This is a genomic window from Chitinophaga pinensis DSM 2588, from assembly GCF_000024005.1.
Taxonomy (GTDB): Bacteria; Bacteroidota; Bacteroidia; order Chitinophagales; family Chitinophagaceae; genus Chitinophaga; species Chitinophaga pinensis.
In genome coordinates this window covers 1,800,000-1,819,439 of the sequence record NC_013132.1, presented here as the reverse complement: position 1 = coordinate 1,819,439, position 19,440 = coordinate 1,800,000, and the positions used below count along the sequence as shown (strand labels likewise).

16 protein-coding genes are annotated in these 19,440 nt (G+C 47.8%); 2 read left to right on the top strand and 14 right to left on the bottom strand.

Features of this window, described 5'->3' with window-relative positions:
• Position 1: 1 nt before the first annotated feature.
• The 14 genes from CPIN_RS07450 to CPIN_RS07385 all read right to left on the bottom strand — a co-directional run bounded on the left by CPIN_RS07450 (position 2) and on the right by CPIN_RS07385 (position 15,198).
• Positions 2–1,450 (bottom strand): alpha-L-fucosidase, encoded by a 1,449-nt coding sequence (locus tag CPIN_RS07450; protein WP_012789156.1) that lies wholly within the window; start codon positions 1,448–1,450, stop codon positions 2–4.
• Positions 1,451–1,684: 234 nt separating this feature from the next.
• A complete protein-coding gene (gene pgl / locus CPIN_RS07445; protein ID WP_012789155.1) occupies positions 1,685–2,410 on the bottom strand; it encodes a 6-phosphogluconolactonase in 726 nt (241 codons plus the stop codon).
• 5 nt (positions 2,411–2,415) lie between these two features.
• Complete coding sequence (gene zwf, locus CPIN_RS07440) at positions 2,416–3,921, bottom strand: glucose-6-phosphate dehydrogenase (RefSeq protein ID WP_012789154.1); 1,506 nt, start codon at positions 3,919–3,921, stop codon at positions 2,416–2,418.
• Positions 3,922–3,973: 52 nt separating this feature from the next.
• On the bottom strand, positions 3,974–5,386 hold the full coding sequence (gndA, locus tag CPIN_RS07435; RefSeq protein ID WP_012789153.1) for an NADP-dependent phosphogluconate dehydrogenase: 1,413 nt from the start codon (positions 5,384–5,386) through the stop codon (positions 3,974–3,976).
• 179 nt (positions 5,387–5,565) lie between these two features.
• Entirely contained in the window at positions 5,566–6,267 is a 702-nt protein-coding gene (locus tag CPIN_RS07430) for an urease accessory protein UreH domain-containing protein (protein ID WP_012789152.1), read from the bottom strand.
• Positions 6,268–6,279: 12 nt separating this feature from the next.
• Positions 6,280–7,062, bottom strand: coding sequence for an urease accessory protein UreD (locus CPIN_RS07425; RefSeq protein ID WP_012789151.1), 783 nt, complete (start codon positions 7,060–7,062; stop codon positions 6,280–6,282).
• Positions 7,059–7,697, bottom strand: coding sequence for an urease accessory protein UreG (ureG, locus tag CPIN_RS07420; RefSeq protein ID WP_012789150.1), 639 nt, complete (start codon positions 7,695–7,697; stop codon positions 7,059–7,061). The genes CPIN_RS07425 and ureG overlap by 4 nt, the downstream gene beginning before the upstream one ends.
• A 57-nt stretch (positions 7,698–7,754) precedes the next feature.
• A complete protein-coding gene (locus CPIN_RS07415; protein ID WP_012789149.1) occupies positions 7,755–8,441 on the bottom strand; it encodes an urease accessory protein UreF in 687 nt (228 codons plus the stop codon).
• Between the two features lie 6 nt (positions 8,442–8,447).
• The gene (gene ureE / locus CPIN_RS07410) at positions 8,448–8,951 is read right to left on the bottom strand and encodes an urease accessory protein UreE (RefSeq protein WP_012789148.1); all 504 of its coding nucleotides are present in this window, start codon (positions 8,949–8,951) and stop codon (positions 8,448–8,450) included.
• An 8-nt stretch (positions 8,952–8,959) separates the two neighbouring features.
• A complete protein-coding gene (gene ureC / locus CPIN_RS07405) occupies positions 8,960–10,681 on the bottom strand; it encodes an urease subunit alpha (protein ID WP_012789147.1) in 1,722 nt (573 codons plus the stop codon).
• Entirely contained in the window at positions 10,678–11,052 is a 375-nt protein-coding gene (gene ureB, locus CPIN_RS07400; RefSeq protein ID WP_044218076.1) for an urease subunit beta, read from the bottom strand. The genes ureC and ureB overlap by 4 nt, the downstream gene beginning before the upstream one ends.
• A 43-nt stretch (positions 11,053–11,095) precedes the next feature.
• Positions 11,096–11,398 (bottom strand): urease subunit gamma, encoded by a 303-nt coding sequence (gene ureA, locus CPIN_RS07395; protein WP_012789145.1) that lies wholly within the window; start codon positions 11,396–11,398, stop codon positions 11,096–11,098.
• Between the two features lie 170 nt (positions 11,399–11,568).
• Positions 11,569–14,148 (bottom strand): phosphoenolpyruvate carboxylase, encoded by a 2,580-nt coding sequence (locus CPIN_RS07390; RefSeq protein WP_012789144.1) that lies wholly within the window; start codon positions 14,146–14,148, stop codon positions 11,569–11,571.
• A 210-nt stretch (positions 14,149–14,358) separates the two neighbouring features.
• Entirely contained in the window at positions 14,359–15,198 is an 840-nt protein-coding gene (locus tag CPIN_RS07385; RefSeq protein ID WP_012789143.1) for an energy transducer TonB, read from the bottom strand.
• Between the two features lie 787 nt (positions 15,199–15,985).
• Between CPIN_RS07385 and CPIN_RS07375 the strand changes: the two genes are divergently transcribed.
• Both CPIN_RS07375 and CPIN_RS07370 read left to right on the top strand, forming a co-directional pair.
• Positions 15,986–17,305: a PQQ-dependent sugar dehydrogenase gene (locus tag CPIN_RS07375; protein ID WP_012789142.1), complete on the top strand. Its 1,320-nt coding sequence runs from the start codon at positions 15,986–15,988 to the stop codon at positions 17,303–17,305.
• Positions 17,306–17,347: 42 nt separating this feature from the next.
• Entirely contained in the window at positions 17,348–19,396 is a 2,049-nt protein-coding gene (locus tag CPIN_RS07370; protein ID WP_012789141.1) for a TonB-dependent receptor family protein, read from the top strand.
• Positions 19,397–19,440 lie beyond the last annotated feature (44 nt).

Here is a 19,440-nt window from a genome sequence, read left to right as displayed (position 1 = left end):
GTTATTGGATCTTAACGACAAACAGGTTGTTACCAAGATCACCCGGACGTAAGCCCGACAAATCTACAACACAATCCTTACCTTGCTGTTTCCAGGTAATCGCTTTATCACTACCCAAAATAACTGCTTTCGCCTGTTTAGCGGGTGTAAAGTTTTTAATACGCAGCTGTGGTGTATAACTAGTTGCGATACAGTATAAAGCATCGTCCTTCTTTGTAAAGAACATCTCGATATGCGCGTATTCTTTGGAAGGCTTTATCATCTTGGCAACGTTATAGTCTGACATAAAGCTGGCTTCCTTTACCACCGGACGGTTGCCCACACTCCACTGACGCGTTTCTTTCCAGGGTGTCGTATTGTAGATTGCCTCACCATTGGTTTCCAGCCAGGCGCCGATATCTACCAGGCGTTGCTGCATGATCACCGGTATTCTACCATCGGCAGTGGGTCCGATATCCAGCAGAAGGTTACCACCACGGGATACGATATCCACCAGTAATACGACCAGGTCATTGCTCTTCTTGTAATCATTCACCGTTTCCATTCTGTTGTAGCCATAGGAATTACCGATACCCTGGCTTTCTTCCCATACCACACCCGGTTGCATACCGCTGCCGTATTCAGAGGTCAGATAGGTGGCGCCGTTGTTATGTCCCCTGGTATTACTACCCCAACGGTCATCTACTGCTACTTCATCTTTCACAGGAGATTCATTGAATAACCAGGCCAGTAATTCCGCGCTATGCCAGGCGGTGTCTGACTGTTCCCATTCTCCGTCAGAGAAGATCACAGAAGGTTTATAACGGGTCACCAGGTCTTTGAACTGAGGTGTCATCACGTTTTTCACGTAGCTGGCTTTGTCTTTCTTCCAGAGAGGGTTGAACCACTCGTATAGGGAGTAATAGTAGCCCATTTTCAGTCCGGCTTTTCTTACCTCGCTGGTCAGGTCACCCAGCAGGTCTCTTTTGGGTGTACCGGTTACTGCATTCCAGGGTCTGCCCCATACAGAATCAGCCTGTTTATTATCCCAGAGGCAATAGCCTTCATGGTGTTTGGAGGTCAGTACGACATATTTCGCTCCGGAGCGTTTGAAGACATCCGCCCACTGAGCAGGATCAAACAGCTCTGCTTTAAACTGCGATTCAAACTGCTGATAGCCAAAATCCTTCCCATAATTTTTATCATGAAAGGCACGCACTTTTTTATGCGTTTCATCATTCGCACCATCCAGCTGATACCAATACCATTCTGAATAACCGCCCGGACCGACCACTGCAAAAGAAGGTACCGCATACACCCCCCAGTGTATGAAGATCCCGAACTTGGCCTGATTAAACCAGGCAGGGATACCACGCTTGTTCAGTGAAGCCCAGTCGGCGGAATATTGCTGAGCGGCCAGCGGCGCACAGCCTAAAAGGAATGCGGCTGCATAGAGGATGATTTTTTTCATAACAGTAGTTGATAGTAAGAGACCGTGATTGATAAACGATATTTAAATATAAAATGACAGGGTTTGAATTCCTAATAGCATCTGCACCTGAACCGGTAGTATATTCAGGGAATGCGGCGATAGCAATCAGGTCAGGCCCTGCAGTAAATAGAAATAGGCTGTCTGCCCTATAGCAAACAGCCTATTCTGTTGGTTATTTCAGTGGATAGTCAGCGACTATCCTGTTGCTTTTGTTTACATCTCCAGCGCACCTGCAGCTGCTTCATCCACAAACCAGTGCAGTTCTCCATCTTGTGGACGGATCAGCTGGGAAGGGAATTTTTCAGCTTCGAAGTCGCCTTCTATTACACTTTTCAACGTCAGGGCTTTACCAGCACCAGTAGCCATGAATATCACGCAGGCAGCTTCATTTACGACAGGAGCCGTCAGTGTGATACGGTACATATCCTGTGCCTGCAGGAAGAAGGCTTTTACCCATGCTTTCTTTTCGTGTACGATCGGCAGACCAGGGAAGAGGGACAGGGTATGTCCGTCGTCGCCCATACCTAAGAGCACGAGATCAAAAGTGGTATCGCTGTCTTCGAAGTATTTCTTCAGGATAGACTCATATTCTTTTGCTGCGGCTTCCGGTTCGATATCCGTGCGCATAACATGGATATTTTCTGAAGGTACGCCTACTACGTCCAGCAGGGTTTCGTAAGCCATACGGGCGTTATTACGCTCATCTTCAAAAGGTACGGCCCTTTCGTCGCCCCAGAAGAAGTGAATTTTCTCCCATGGAATGATCAACTTATAAGGCTCTTTTGTGAGCAGCGTGTATAATGCCTTTGGCGTACTTCCCCCGGAGAGCGCCCATGTAAAGATGGGCTGGTCCTGTAATACTTCCTGGATGTAATTGCTGATCCAGGCCGCCAGGTTTTCACTCAGTTCCTGGGTGTTCTTTGCTATGTGTAATTCCATTTCTCTTATTTAGGTAGATTGATCCAGGCATGTCCATCTCTTGCGATCATGGCGTCTGCATCTTCAGGCCCCCAGGAATCAGGAGCGTAGTTAGGAAAGTCAACCGGTGTGCGGGATTCCCATGTTTCCAGGATCGGCATTACCACTTTCCAGGCAGCTTCTACCTGGTCAGCGCGCATGAACAAGGTCGCATCTCCTTCCATTACGTCCAGCAGCAGTGTTTCGTATGCTTCAGGCGCATGGTCGTCACCATACTGACGATCGAAGTTGAATACCATTTCCACCGGATCCAGTTCCATGCTCTGACCCGGTCGTTTTGCCTGGAAGCGGATACGGATATCCATTTCTGGCTGGATGCTGATGGTCAGGCGGTTTGGACGCCATGTTTCTGCTGATTCAGCAGGGAACGCGTAGTGCGGCGCCTGACGGAACTGCAGGGTAATATTGGTCGCTTTCTGGTGCATGTTTTTACCGGTACGTACGTAGAACGGTACACCCTGCCAGCGCCAGTTGTCGATAAAGAATTTAACCGCTGCGTAAGTTTCAGTTGCTGATTCAGGATCTACACCTTTCTCTTCACGATAACCAGGCATCTGTTTACCTTGTCTCCAGCCAGCAGAATACTGACCACGTACAGCGTTCTCATGGATCTTATCCTTTGTGAACTTACGGATCGCGTTAAGTACATCTACTTTCTTGTTACGGATTTCGTTTGCATCGAATGATACAGGCGCTTCCATAGCGATCATACACATTACCTGCAGGATGTGGTTCTGCACCATATCGCGCAGTGCACCTGAGTTCTCATAGTAACCGCCACGACCTTCCAGGCCTACGGTTTCAGAAGCGGTGATCTGTATGTGATCTATATAGTTACGATTCCATAAAGGCTCAAACAGCGCATTGGCAAAACGCAGCGCGATGAGGTTCTGTACGGTTTCTTTACCGAGGTAGTGGTCAATACGGTAGATCTGTTCTTCAGAGAACATGCTGAGCAGCAGTTCATTCAGTTCATGCGCACTTTGCAGGTCATGACCGAATGGTTTTTCTACCACGATACGGGTACTGTGTTTATCGCTGCACAGGTTCAGGGAACCCAGTTTCTGAGCGATAGCAGGCATCAGCTGCGGAGCAACTGAGAGGTAGAAGATCACGTTAGGATGTTCACCCCATTCTTCTTCTTTTGCCTTCACATAATCAGTGATCGCGCTGTAAGAAGCGCGGTCTTCCGCATCCATCTGCAGATAGGTAACATGCTGACTGAAGTCGTTCCAATGGCCATTCTGCTCACCTTTACGGCGGGAGAACTTCTGAACACCATCCAGTAAACGTTCCCTATAAGCGCTATTGTCATATGGACTACGGCCAATACCGGCAATTGCAAATTTTTCCGGCATGTAATTATCGAGGAACAGGTTGTATAAAGCCGGCGAAAGTTTTCTGTAATTCAGGTCGCCGCTGCCGCCGAAGATGAAGATGATGGAAGCAGGCGGACGTTTATGATTCTGCATAACAACTATATTTTATAGCTGAGAGTCCGCCTGGGCGGACTCTCAATACTTTTTATTCTCCCCAAACGGTATGGAAACTACCAGGTATATCTATACGCTGATAAGTATGTGCACCGAAGTAGTCGCGTTGTGCCTGTACCAGGTTGGTCGGCATACGCTCTGTGCGGTAAGCGTCGAAGTAAGCCAGTGCTGACATGGTACCTGCAGCGATAGCGCCTGTCTGTGCAGCCTGTGCTACTACGGCACGCGTGTTAGTGATAGCGCCTTCTACCAGGGCGGCAATGTTCTTGTCCAGTAAGATATTAGGTAAATCCGGAGCAGCTTTGTAAGCTTGTGTGTATACTTCCAGGAGGGTAGAACGGATGATACAACCGCCTCTCCATACTTTTACTGCTTCTGGTAAAGGAATTTCCATCTGCAGTTCTTTAGATGCCTGGTGCAGCATTGCCAGACCCTGTGCATAGCTGATGATGATACCGAAGTGTAATGCATCATGCACCTGCTGTATCCAGGTTTCTACCGGTACATTGAGTTTCGCATCCGGTGCTTTGTATAAAGCAGCCGCCTGCACGCGCTCATCTTTGTAACCTGATACAGTACGCAGTGCTACTGCTGTATCGATTACCGGGATAGCTACCGGCAGATCCATTGCATCCTGTGAAGTCCATTTACCGGTACCTTTTGAACCTGCTTTGTCAGAGATCACATCTACCAGTCTTGCGCTGGTTTTGTCATCTTTCTGCAGGAAGATATCCGCAGTGATTTCAATCAGGAAAGATTGCAGATCGCCTTCATTCCAGGTTTTGAATATCTGATGCAGCTGATCGTTATCCAGTCCTGCCTGCTTCAGCAACGAATATGCTTCGCTGATCAGCTGCATGATGGAATACTCGATACCATTGTGCACCATTTTAACATAGTGACCAGCACCTTCCCTACCGAGGTAGGCAACGCATGGTTCACCATTTACCTTTGCAGAAATTGCTTCCAGCATTGGTTTTACTTTTTCATAAGCTTCTTTATCGCCACCTGGCATGATGCTAGGTCCCGTACGGGCGCCTTTCTCACCGCCTGATACGCCGATGCCCATGAAATGAATACCCTTTTCGCGCAGGTATTTTACTCTGCGTAATGTATCTGTATAATGTGAGTTACCACCGTCGATCACAACATCACCTTTTTCCAGCAGCGGGATCAGTGATTCGATCACATCATCCACCGGCTGACCGGCTGGTACCAACATCATCAGCTTGCGCGGACGCTCCAGTAATTGTACCATGGTTGCCAGTTCTGCCACTCCCTTTACAGTAGTGCCAGCTGTAGCAGCCGATTCCAGAGCCCCGGTCTTGGTACTATCTTTATCAAAACCAATAACGGAAAAACCATGATCAGCCATGTTCAGTAACAGGTTACGCCCCATTACGCCAAGACCAATCATGCCAAAATCGAATACGCTTTGTGCCATAAATTATCGTGTAAGTGCCTAAAAGAATGAAGTAAAAGTACGAATTATCAATTACCAATTGCAAATACTATTACCGGTCCTGACAAAACTATGAACATCCTATACTAATTGCCGCCATTTGTACATTAGAATCCGCGATAAATGCAATGTTCGGGCGACTCTTAAATTTTCCTTAAATCTTACCATCCCAGGTACACCATTCCGATGCCGCATACCAGGATGGTCAGCCCTCCCAAGGCATGTACATAACGCTCCAAACGACTGGTTTTCAACACAGAAAACCCGTAATAACCCAATAACACCATTCCTGTCATTGTCAGCAGTGTAAACAACGTAAAACTCACTATCAACAGGGTCATACCATATGTGGAATGCTGTGCTGCCGGGTAAGTCAGCAACGGGATCAATGGTTCACAGGGACCAAGCCCGAAAATGATCAGCATTACCCAGGGGGTGACTTTCATTCGCTCCTGTGGATAAACAATCTTTCCGTGTTTATGTTCATACACGTAGATATCTCCGTTGTCGTAAACATCGAAATGTTTATGCACTTTATTGCTCCAGGCCCGTTTCAGCCCCCAGATAGTGTATAATAGTCCGAAGGTAAGTAAGGCCCATCCTGCCAGTCCTCCCCGCAGGTCTTCCACCCCGCTGATCTCAGACAGGGACCAGCCCAGTCCAATACCCAGCAATCCAAGCAATACAGAGCTTCCCACATGCGCAATACCGCACAGTAAGGTCCAGGCTAAGGTCTTTCCTATTTTCCAGCCTCTTACCCTGCTCAGGGCAATAAAGGGGATGTAGTGATCGGGGCCCGTCACCGTATGCAGACAGCTGATCGTAATCGCCGTCAGTATCAGCACCTGCAATTCAGTATGCATACATCCCTGTTTTTAGAGTTTTCTTTCTACGCCCGCCAGTAAGGCTATCTTTTTAAATAGTTCATATAACTGTTCTCCGCCCTGTCCCAATATACGTAACAACAACGCGCCGGAGGCAGTACGAGAGACGCCGGCTGTTATGCCTTTTTCGGCAGATAAACACTCATGTATCACATCTCCCATCGCCGTCATATCCTGTTGTTTATCATACCATAACAGTGACGCCTGATGTGAATACGTTTCCCATTGCCCTGTACCAGCCGGTGATATAAGCGCTGGTTCCAGTACCGTTACATCTTTGAATAATAAACGATTATGCTGCCACAATTCCAGCGTATTCCGGTAGTAACGGCAACGGAATATTTCTCCGCTCAGCTTTCTTCCGCAGGTGATGATCTCTCCCCATAAAAGGCGGCAATTATCTTCCATTTCTATGCGGCTGACACCATCAAATACTGCGTCCTCATGCGGCACCGAAGGATGCGGCAGATAATACAGACTACTGCCCTCCGCCATCTTCACCTGTAAACGCTGTCTGGCGCCATGCTGCATATTGAAGATCCGTTGATACGCCTGCGTATACAGGTGTACGGACGTCTCCTTTTCCAGGCTGACGGAAATCTGGTAAAAATCCCCATCCAGTATACCCGGCGAAGCGGTCATCATGGTCAGGTGCAAATCGCCCGTTCTGCTACCACTGATATTTGCCACCTTAAAAGGCCGGGTAAAATAACAGTGTTGCAGATAGGTATGCGTTCCTCTGGCGGCAGCCCTGATATCCAGTTCACTGGTCATTGCAGCAATGCCGGCTCCTCCACGGTTTCCAGTAAGGCATACTTTCTGATCCAGCCGATGACAGTATCCAGTCCGTCCAGCGTCACCAGGTTAGTAAATACAAAAGGTCTGCCCTGACGCATTTTACGGGCATCCCGTTCCATCACTTCCAGACTTGCCCCTACATAAGGCGCCAGATCTATCTTGTTGATCACCAGCAGGTCTGAACGGGTGATACCAGGTCCGCCTTTACGGGGTATTTTATCCCCTTCCGCGACGTCTATCACAAAGATGGTCACATCTGCCAGATCGGGGCTGAAAGTGGCAGAAAGGTTATCTCCGCCGCTTTCAATGAATATGATCTCCACATCCGGGAAACGGGTGGCTATTTCTTCTACTGCTTCCAGGTTCATACTGGCATCTTCCCGGATAGCAGTATGTGGACAACCACCTGTTTCCACGCCAATAATCCTTTCGGCAGGCAGGAGGCTGTTATTCACAAGGAATTCGGCATCTTCTTTCGTGTAGATATCGTTGGTAATCACCGCCAGACTATACTGCTGATGCAATTGTCTGGACAGTCTTTCTATCAATGCAGTTTTGCCTGCACCCACAGGGCCGGCTACGCCTATTTTGATATATGTGCGTGCTTCCATTGTCGCTGCTGTTTACAAAATAAAAATATACGGTACGCGTGTACACACGCGTCGTTTTTAAGACATATACAATCTCGAATACAGCCGTTCATGCTGCATACTTCTGATATCAAATCCAAAGCTGCAACGTCCTGCCATATCACGGGGTATTTCCAGGGTACGCGCCACCAGCTCCGGTAACTGTGGCAGCAGTTCAAAAAGGATCTGTTGCCCCTGCTGCTGACCCAGCGGAATCAGCTTTACACTGTTAGTGACCATACCGGTGGCAGCATTGTAATAAAAGGCCGTCAAAGCCTCTTCCAGCGGAATACCGGATAAAGCGGCATATACACCGAAAACCAGGCAATAATGTCCCAGTGCTGCGCCTGATTTTATCTGCTCCCTGTAACTTTCACCGGTAGCATGTACCACCAGTGGCGACAGCAATTTCAATAACCGCATCCCCAGTTTCTGACTGGCCATCCGCAACTCCTGTGGTGCTTTTAATGCAGTACATTCCTGGTCCAGTGCTACAATGCTGGTGATATCTCCTTCCAGGGCAGCCCGGTAAGCCAGTACGGCAAACAATGCATCGTTGTAAGGCAGATTGTGTGCAAGCATATTTCGGATAAAAGCTGCTGCTCCCGGACCATCTTTGATAAGGCCCTGCTGCACATAGGTTTCCAGTCCGCCGGAATGCGTATACGCCCCTATCGGCAAAGTAGGATCGCTTAAATGTAAGAGGTATGGTAACCAGGTGTGCATAATGGTTTATTTTCCTGCCAGCTGCATGATTTTGCTGAAGAGCGAGCCGGAGCCGCCATGTTCATGCGGAATGACGTTGCTTCTGAGCATATTGGTCAATGTCCTGAGTTCTTTTGCCGGTGCGTATCCTTTTGCTTCCAGCCATCGGAATAAAGGTTCCTCATATGGCACCAGCACTTCATTTCCATCCAGGAAAAGCGGCAGGTGTTTATTCCCGATCTCATAACAGATCACCGCCATATCCGTCATGGTTGCCGGTCGCAGCACAATGGCCTGTGCCGGCAGAATACTCACCACAATGGCTCTTTTATCATCCATCCACACAATATCCCCCTGTTGCAGCATAGGTGCTTCCCGCATAAAACGAAGGGCAATTTCCTGTCCCCCGAGCGTATAGCGGCGCAATACGCGTTTCCCTGTTTCAAACCACTCCAGCTGCAACGGATCAGTGATCCGGGGTTCTGTCGGGCAGGTAACGATATTGCCTTCTATTTTTTCTATAATGATCATAGCTATATTTAAAACAGGAAATAACGTTGCGCCAGTGGCAGGACCGTTGCCGGTTCACAGGTCAGTACCTGACCATCCACAGTTACTTCGTAGGTTTCCGGATTGACAGTTATTTCGGGTGTACTGTCGTTATGTACCATATCTTTCTTGCCAATATTGCGGCAGTTCTTTACCGGCAATACGATCTTCTGTAATCCATATTCCTGCGCGATATTCTTTCCTGCTGCCGCCTGCGATACAAAGGTCACACAGGTCTTATGCAATGCCCCTCCGAAAGCGCCAAACATCTCCCTGTATATAACAGGTTGCGGCGTCGGAATAGAGGCATTCGGATCCCCCATACGACTGCAGATGATCATGCCTCCTTTGATGATCATTTCCGGCTTGGCGCCGAATAAGGCGGGCTTCCACAATACGATATCCGCCAGTTTACCAGGCTCCAGAGAACCGACGTGGGTAGCAATACCATGCGTAATAGCCGGATTGATCGTGTATTTCGCTACATATCGTTTTGCACGGAAGTTATCGTTTTGTTTCCCCTCATCTTCTTTCAGTGCTCCCCTTTGTTTCTTCATCTTATCTGCCGTCTGCCAGGTACGGATGATCACTTCTCCCACGCGCCCCATGGCCTGAGAATCAGAGCTCATCATGCTGAATACGCCCATATCATGCAGGATATCTTCCGCTGCAATCGTCTCCGGCCGGATACGGGAATCAGCAAAAGCTACGTCTTCCGGTACACTTTTATCCAGGTGATGACAGACCATCAGCATATCCAGATGTTCATCGATGGTATTCACCGTATAAGGTCTGGTAGGATTAGTGGAAGAAGGCAGGATATTAGGGTACATAGCTGCCTTGATGATATCAGGGGCATGTCCGCCACCGGCGCCCTCCGTATGATACGTATGAATCACTCTGCCGTCAATAGCTTTGATCGTATCTTCCAGGAAACCGGATTCGTTCAGGGTATCCGTATGAATCGCTATCTGTACATCGTATTTATCAGCTGCTTTAAGAGACGCATTGATCACTGCCGGAGAAGAACCCCAGTCCTCATGTATTTTAAGTCCCAGTGCCCCGGCTTCTATCTGTTCCCACAATGGCGCATCAGTCGCACAGTTGCCCTTCCCGAGAAATCCCAGGTTCATGGGAAAGGCGTCAGCAGATTGCAGCATCTTCCGGATAAACCATTTACCCGGTGTTACCGTAGTGGCGTTTGTACCATCGGCAGGTCCGGTACCCCCGCCGATCATGGTGGTGATACCGCTGTGCAGGGCATGGGTAATCTGCTGCGGACTGATAAAATGAATATGCGTATCAATACCACCGGCAGTAGCGATCAGACCAGCGCCACCATGTACTTCGGTACTGGCGCCGATGATCATCTCAGGATCTACACCGTCCATGGTATCGGGATTACCGGCCTTTCCGATCTTTACGATACGCCCGTCTTTAATACCGATATCTGCTTTCACAATCCCCCAGTGATCGATGATCATGACGCTGGTAATGACCATATCCAACACGCCTTGTTCACGGGTGGCAGTAGATGACTGTGCCATCCCGTCACGGATGGTCTTTCCGCCGCCAAATTTCGCTTCATCACCATATACAGTATGATCATGTTCTATTTCAATGATGATGTCCGTATCGCCCAGGCGTACCTTATCGCCTGTCGTAGGACCATACATAGCCGCATAGCGGTCACGGTTTATTTTAAGACTCATTCCGGCTGATGTTTAAATTGTTGCTGTACTACCTGTTGCATGGCTTTATCGCGGGCTTCAATCCCCACAGTAGTTCCGTTAACCAGGTTATTCATACCATACGCACGGCGGTTACCACCGAGGGTAACCAGTTCTACTGTCTTTTCCTCTCCGGGCTCAAAACGCACAGCCGTACCCGCGGCAATATTCAGCCGCATACCAAAAGCGGTTTCCCTGTTAAAGGAAAGCATTCTGTTGACTTCGAAGAAATGACAATGAGAGCCGATCTGTACAGGTCTGTCGCCGGTATTGACTACACGGACGGATGCAACACTGCGGCCCTTGTTGGCGTCTATAACGCCGGGCGCTATAAAGTATTCACCTGGTATCATACGCAAGCAATAAAGAGTTTAGATATTGGTTGATGTGGGCGTTTTATCTGATGGGATGGTGTACTGTCACCAGTTTTGAACCATCCGGAAAAGTAGCTTCTATCTGAATTTCGTCGATCATTTCAGGAATACCTTCCATGACATCTTCCCGGGAAAGTATGGTAGCGCCATACTGCATCAGTTGTGCCACTGTCTGTCCGTCTCTTGCAGCTTCCTGCAGACGGCTGCTGATCAGGGCGATTGCTTCCGGGTAATTCAGTTTGAGTCCCCTGGCCTTTCTCTTCTCAGCAAGTTCTCCTGCCAGGTATAACAATAGTTTTTCAGTTTCCCTTGCCGTTAAATGCATAGTGATGTTGGTTTAAAAGAGTGCCTTAGCCTTCCTGACATGTTGAAGGGAATGGGTTAATAAAATATTCAGTGATCTTCCCTGCGTTAATTTACGCAAAAATTGCAGAATGTAAAACGCTCAATGCAATGCATTGAGCGTTTACGTATGACAAGTGTGTAATAAGCGGATCAGGCAGAATTTCTACCGGCGTTGATGATCCCGAAGGAGCAACGTACGACCAGTTTTTCGTATGTTTCTTTCAGTCCATCACCATTACCGGCTTCATTCAGTTCGCGTATACGTGCCAGTGCTGCCTGCTGTATCGTGAGCAATGGTAATACGATACGCTCACGCATCTGGATAGACAGGGCATCTATCGGATAAGCGGCCATCAGTTCTGTTTCTCCCACCAGTTTGAGGATCAGGGTACGGGTACGTTTGTGCTCATCATGGATCATATTCCACACTTCACCAAAGCGGGGGTGTTTACCATACGCAGCGGTGAGCGGGAAATAACTTTTCTTCATGGCCATCTGGCAGTTACCCAGTAGTGTGCGGAAGAACAGGGAGTCTTTGTACAACTGTCTGAGCTCCTCCCATTTGCCTGCTTTCTCCAGTGCTTCCAGTGCAGAGCCTACACCGTAGAAACCAGGTACGTTCTGTTTCAGCTGGCTCCATGCACCCACATAAGGTACTGCCCTGAGGTCATTAAGATTCAGTTTGGCAGCAGCATTCCTTTTGGATGGACGGCTACCGATATTGGTTTCTGCATAGTAACGCAGCGGACTGGCGAAATCCAGGTAATCCAGGAAGTCAGGGTGATGTTTCAGTTTGTTAAAGGCAACATACCCTTCGTCAGCAAGTGACTGTAACAGCGCTTCTCCGGCTCCGGACATTGTCTGCTCCCGGGAAGAGAACAGTTCATTGGCAATACCGGCATGTACCAGTTGTTCGATGTTGAACTGGGCAGAATCCACGGTTCCGAAGTTGGAACTGATGGTTTGTCCCTGTATGGTGAGCTGAATTTCTTCGTTAGCAATATCACGTCCCATAGAAGCGTAGAACTGGTGCGTTTTACCACCACCTCTTGCAGGAGGACCTCCACGGCCGTCAAAGAAAACAACATCGATCTCATATTCTCTGGAGATGCGGGTCAGCTCCTGTTTCGCTTTGTAGATACTCCAGTTAGCCATCAGGTAGCCACCATCTTTGGTACCGTCAGAGAAGCCGAGCATGATCGTCTGCTTGTTATAGCGTTTTTTCAGGTGCGCTCTGTAGGCAGCATTATCATACAGTTCACGCATCACATTACCTGCCTGGCGAAGGTCATCGATGGTTTCAAACAGCGGCACGATATCTACGCTCAGGCGGTCTTTCTGCCATCCGGAAGCCAGGAACAGCCCATATACTTCCATGACGTTCAGCGCATTCATGCTGTGGCTGATGATGTAACGGTGACAACCGAATTCACCGTTGTTCTGCTGGATATCTTTCACTGCTGCGATCGTAGCCAGCGTATCCTTGTGCAGGGAATCTTCCAGCACTTCCGGATTTGCGGTTCCTTTGATATTCAGCAGGTGCGTGATCTTCTCATTATCAGGGAGATCCTTATAATTCTTCGGCAGCAGGTCTGTTTTCTCTGCGATACAATCCAGTAAAGGACCATGTACAGAGCTATCCTGGCGGATATCCAGTGTAGCGAAGAACAAACCGAAGAGCTCCACGCGGCTTACCAGGTCATCCAGCATCGTGAGGAACAGGCCGTTGTTTTCTTCTATGAGTATAATACGGACCCTTGCGAGGGTATCCAGTATTTCTTTCTGACTGATATTTGTTTTGTGTCCCGGAATAAAAAGGTTGTTGTACAACTTTTCTTCCAGCATATTCAGCTCCTGCTCAATGCCTTTGAAAGTCAGACGACGTTTCAGGCGGCGCACATCGAGATAGTAACATTTAATAATACCACCACGTAAAGCTTCTGCTGTCCGTAAGGTGATATCAGCCGTTACAAACGGGTTACCATCACGGTCTCCTCCAGGCCAGAAGCCCATCCTGATAACAGGATTATTACTATTGACAGCAGCGGGGAATTGTGACTTGAGTTTGGAAATAATACGTCCGGCGGCAGGGTAGAACGTATTTTCCAGGAACCAGATCAGGCTGATGGCCTCATCATAAGGGGTAGGTTTTTCCTTCTTAAAGAAAGGTGTTTTACCCAGCTGCTGGAGATATGCATTTACCTGGGCAGTATTGTCATTGATCAGCGCCCTTGACAGGTCGTTGATAATGGTCAGTACGCCACCGGGGTAGAACTGTGTGGGATGTGCGGTGAGTACCAGTCGTACGGAATAATCCTGTAATTTCTTCGCAAGCTGCTCTCCCGCCTGCTCTGAGGTGATCTCGGACAACAGGTGACTCAGGGTACCTGCTCCATGCACATCGTGGATCTGACGGAATGCTGCATCTTCCAGCGCGTCAAACAATACTACCTGACGCTCAGCATACTGCACGAAACGGAACATGAGATCCAGCTTCTGCTGTTCATTGCTGCAGGATGTGTACTGCTGAAAATAAGAATTGAGAATTTCCTGGGGACTTTTTTCTTTAGCGTACCCTTCTTCACAGTGGATAAGAAATAATGACAGAAATACGCCGGTTCTCTCTACCTTATGAAAAGGTAATGCGGTAAAAAGACTATTGTATAACTGGAACTTGGTGCCAACCAGGTTCTTGAACAACTGTAAGGTATTATTAACCGGTGCTTCCATAACTTAATTTCGTAATATTAAAAGAGCCTTTGCCAACCGGGAGCTAAAAATAATATAAAATAGTTACAAAGTAGAATGCAAACTTATTAAAACAAGTAAGCCGCAGCATAGTGCTGCGGCTTGTTGCAAGTCCCCCGTTGTTTTGGGGCATGTTGAGAGAATAATAAGGTTAAATGAGTAATAATATCTGCTAAAAAGAAATCAGTGATTTTACTCGGATAATCTGAACCCGATAGGCAGGTTAAATCTTACAATTACCGGTTCATGGTTCTGTTTGCCAGGTTTCCAGTTTGGCATCATCCTTACAACCCTGACAGCTTCTTCTTCCAATCCGCCACCTTTTGCAGCACCTACTGCCTGTACATCGCTGATCTTGCCATCGGTATTTACAACAAACTGAATAAAGACCTTTCCTTCGATACCGGTTTCCTGCGCAAGGCGGGGATACCTGAGGTTCTTCTGGAGGAATTTTGCTAATGCTTCTTCGCCACCAGGAAAGCTAGGCATGATTTCCACAAATGTGAAAATGGTTTTCTTCTCTTCTACCTTAGGCGGTTCAACAACGTTTCCACCAGGGACACCATTCTCAAACGGACTTTCAATACCATTTACATCATCGCCAACCGTATTGGCAACACCGATCGCTTTGTTACCGATATCGTCCATCTTAGGCACTTCTGATTCATTCTCCGCGATCTCCTGATCCGTAATAGTAGGTGTAACAAAAGCAATAGATGAACGGGCCGGCGGAGGTGGTGTATTGACAGGCGGAGGTGGAGGAGTTACAGCTGCTTCTTCCGGTATGTCTATCGGTTTTAATACCGTTGGCGTTGTTTCTATCTGACTTCGTGTATGCATACCCGCAGCCATCAGTTTATTACTGAGTACATAGCCTCCGATAATCACCAAAGCAATAGACGCTGTGCCTACAATAGCGTTACGTACACGCTTTTCTTCACTTCTGCGTAACTCATAGGCGCCGTAATCTTTATTACGACCATCAAAAAGAATGTCGAGAAAATCTGCGTTAATAATTGTTCTTGCATTCATGGGATAAACATTTACAATATAGATGCGACGTAAATGCTTTTCCATACGAATGCATAAAAAAACTTTTAAAATAATTTCAGCAGGAAATAAAATAATGATGCATATAAAAGAGATAGGATCAATAAAATTTACCATTCCAGATTGAGATCCGGATCGGGATCACCTATTTGCTAAAGGAAGTATTCACTATCTTTTAATGGTAACAATAATGACGATGTTACCATACAGGTTAAATATGTTGTATACCTAATAATATTGGTCGGTAGTTAAATGCAGGTAAGTAGCGTTTTCTGCGCTCAGAGGATGTTGTAATACTATGCTGCTATTATGCCAGGGGGCGCGGGAGGTATATTACATAGAATTTACCACCAATAAATCTGCAACACACCTTCCCCGCTGGCCTGACCGGGCATTTTTATTTACAGCTTATAGCAAAAGATATTTCTGTGATCAGCAACAGCCGTTGTAAACAGCTGCCTTACAGTATTGAATATGATCATTCATTACCACCCTACCCACTGCATATGTATGTATCAATAATTGGTTATGCAACTGCATATTGAAATCAGTTTTTGATTTTTACGAGCTGATAAAATTGTTCTGCTGGTGAGACAAAACAAGGAGAAGTACTCAGCGATTTTCTCCGGGTGGTGGTAATTCCTAATAGTCTACTGAATCTGTAGACAAATATACAGCAGGAAATCATATTTCCAAATGCAAGTGCATAATTTTTTTTCAGGCAGAATAATTGTGTACGCTCTACATAGAGAAAACCACTGATAATCACATGAGAAAATGTTTACTACCCGCAGCCATTGTATTGTTATTATTTGCTGCCTGTCACAACCAGCCTTCTGCCAGTCAGTCATCCGCTGACAGTACTGCCAACACAGACACGACTGCTGCTGCCGGCTCTTTACCTGCGCCTTATGCAACAAAGTCCGTCAATAATTACAGCAATGTAATGGGCTGGCATGATGGTAAAACACCGCTGGCGCCCGGTGGACTAACCGTATCCGCACTGGCCACAGACCTAAAAAATCCCCGCTGGATCTACGTGATGCCCAATGGCGATATTCTTGTTGCAGAATCCAGCTCCAAATCAGATGTAGGCAATAAGGTCAAAGATGTAGTGAGCGGCAGAGCTGGTTCGGGGAATTTCGGCAACAGTGCAGACCGTATTACCTTATTGAGGGATGCAGACCGTGATGGTAAACCTGAACTGCGTACTATTTTCCTGCAGGACTTAAATCAACCTTTCGGTATGCTCCTGCTGGATAAAACATTCTATGTCGCCAATACAGACGGCATCCTGCAATTCCCTTATAAAACGGGCGACACCGTCATTACTGCAAAAGGCAAAAAGATACTCGATCTCCCGGCCGGTGGTTATAACAATCACTGGACGCGCAATATCATCTCCAATGCTGCAGGCAATAAGATATACGTGAGCGTTGGTTCCGGTAGTAACAACGCGGAACATGGTATGGAAAACGAACACAGACGTGCAGGTATCCTGGAGATCAATCCGGATGGCAGTGGAGAAAAAATATACGCCAGCGGACTTCGTAATCCTGTTGGTATGGACTGGGCGCCTGGTACCAAAACACTATGGACCGCCGTCAATGAAAGAGATGGTCTGGGCGATGACCTGGTACCCGATTATATGACCAGTGTAAAAGAAGGTGGCTTTTATGGATGGCCTTATGCTTACTGGGGCAAAAATCCGGATCCGAGAATGGAAGATAAGCAACAACCCGAACTTGTTGAAAAGACGATCGTACCAGATCTCTCATTAGGTGCTCATACCGCCTCTCTGGGACTTATCTTTTATAAAGGCAAGGCATTGCCTGAAAAATACAGAAACGGGGCTTTTATAGGGCAACACGGCTCATGGAACCGTTCAACACTTTCCGGCTATAAAGTAGTCTTCGTTCCTTTTCAAAACGGGAAACCGGCTGGTAGTCCGGAGGACTTCCTCACCGGATTCATGGCGGATGCGGATAAAAGCGAAGTATACGGCCGTCCCGTAGGTGTAGCAGTTGCAGCAGATGGCGCACTGCTCGTTGCGGATGATGCCGGTAATACCATTTGGCAGGTCAAATAGGGAAAATACTATTAGCTTTGAAATAATAGAAGACACTACCCGATGAAAAAACTGCTTCTGGCGCTTGGCATATTCCCGCTGGCCACGTACGCACAATCATATTCTGATACTACGCATCGCCTGCGCGAAGTAGTGATTCAGGCATATCCTGGTAAACAGTTTACCCTGCTCCAGGTACCTACCAGCAGTACCGTACTGACCTCCCGGCAGCTGGCATTACAACAGGGCGTTACCCTGCTGCCTGCCATGAATACTGTTCCCGGCGTACGTATGGAAGAACGTTCTCCCGGCAGTTACCGCCTCTCTCTAAGAGGAAGCCTGTTGCGCTCTCCTTTTGGGATCCGCAATGTAAAGATCTACCTGGATGAAATTCCCCTGACAGATGCTGGTGGTAATTCTTACCTGAACCTCTCCGATCCGGGCAGCTTCCAGGGCATTGAAGTGTTAAAGGGACCTGACGGCAGCCAGTTTGGCGCTAACTCGGGTGGTGTGATACTCCTGCATCCTGCGGGTACCCTACCTGACAGCAGCCGCTTACGTGCTGATATACAGGGGGGCAGTTATGGCCTGTTCCGCGAACAGGTAGGCTGGCAGCAGCAATGGGGTAATTATAAACTGAATGTTTATCAGGCTGTACACCGTTCCGACGGCTATCGCGATAACAGCGCCATGCAGCGGTATTATATACAAACCGCCCAGCAATGGCAATACAACGCACATAATCAACTGAAACTGATTGCGTTTTACAGCGACCTGGATTATCGTACCCCAGGCGGACTGACAGAAGCACAGATGAACGCCAATCCGAAGGCTGCCCGTCCTGCGACGCCAGCCTTACCTGGCGCTATTACCCAGAAAGCCGGTATCCGTAATAAGACCGCTTTCGGTGGATTGGTACATACCTCCCAGCTTGCTGAACACTGGCAACATGTTATTTCCGTGTATGGTAGCAATACACATTTCGAGAATCCCTTCATCACCAATTATGAAGCAAGGGATGAGAATACCGCCGGTGCACGTACTTATATCGCTTTACAAGATCAGCCACTGGGCAACAGCGGGATGCGTCTCGACTGGACCACAGGTCTGGAATGGCAACAAACCACTTCAGATATCGACAACTATGGCAACCGCGCAGGTGTAAGAGATACCCTGCAAGCTGCCAGCGATATCACTGCCAGACAATACTTCTACTTTACCGGTCTGACCCTGCGTCCCGGCAAACAATGGGTGGCAGAAGCGGCTGTCAGTGTAAACTACTATCGTTATCACTTTAACGATGTAGCAGCTGGCGTAGATGGTAAGAAGAAATTCACGGCGGAACTGATGCCCCGTTTCTCCCTGTCTTACCTGATCACACCAGCGCTGGCTGCACGGGCGACAGTAAGCAGGGGCTACTCCCCTCCTTCTATTGCGGAGGTAAGGGCTTCCGATAATATCATTAATACGGGTCTTCAGGCGGAAACTGGCTGGAACTACGAAACAGGCCTTCGCCTGAACTCCCGTAATAACCGTTTCATGGCAGATGCAGCAGTCTTCTACTACAAATTACAGGATGCAATCGTACGTAAGCTCCATGATAATGGCACAGAGTTCTTCACCAATGCAGGTGGTACCAACCAGACAGGTGTAGAATTCCAGGGAAGTGCATGGTTACTGATGCCTCGTCGCGAAGGCTTCCTCCGTGGCATACAGTTACAGGAAAGTTTTACTTACAGCCACTTCCGCTTCAGCAACTATAACAGCGCCGGTAAGGACTTCTCCGGTAATGCCCTCACCGGTGTACCGAAAACAGTCGTAACAGGCAGTTTGCTGATAGAACTGCCTGCCAGGGTTTCCCTGTATGGTCAATATAACTTCGTTGACCGCTTACCGCTGGATGACGCCAATACTGCTTTTTCAAAGGAATATCACCTGGTACAGGCAAAGGTGAACTGGGAAGTGAATAAATGGCTGGCAGTATATGCCGGTGCGGACAACCTGCTGAACCAGCGTTATAACCTGGGGAATGACCTGAATGCAGTAGGTGCACGCTATTACAACCCTGCTCCTGACAGAAACTATTATGGCGGTGTAAGGGTGACCTTATAATCAGCTATCTGACCATAATAGCGGAGCTGACTAACAACTGTGTT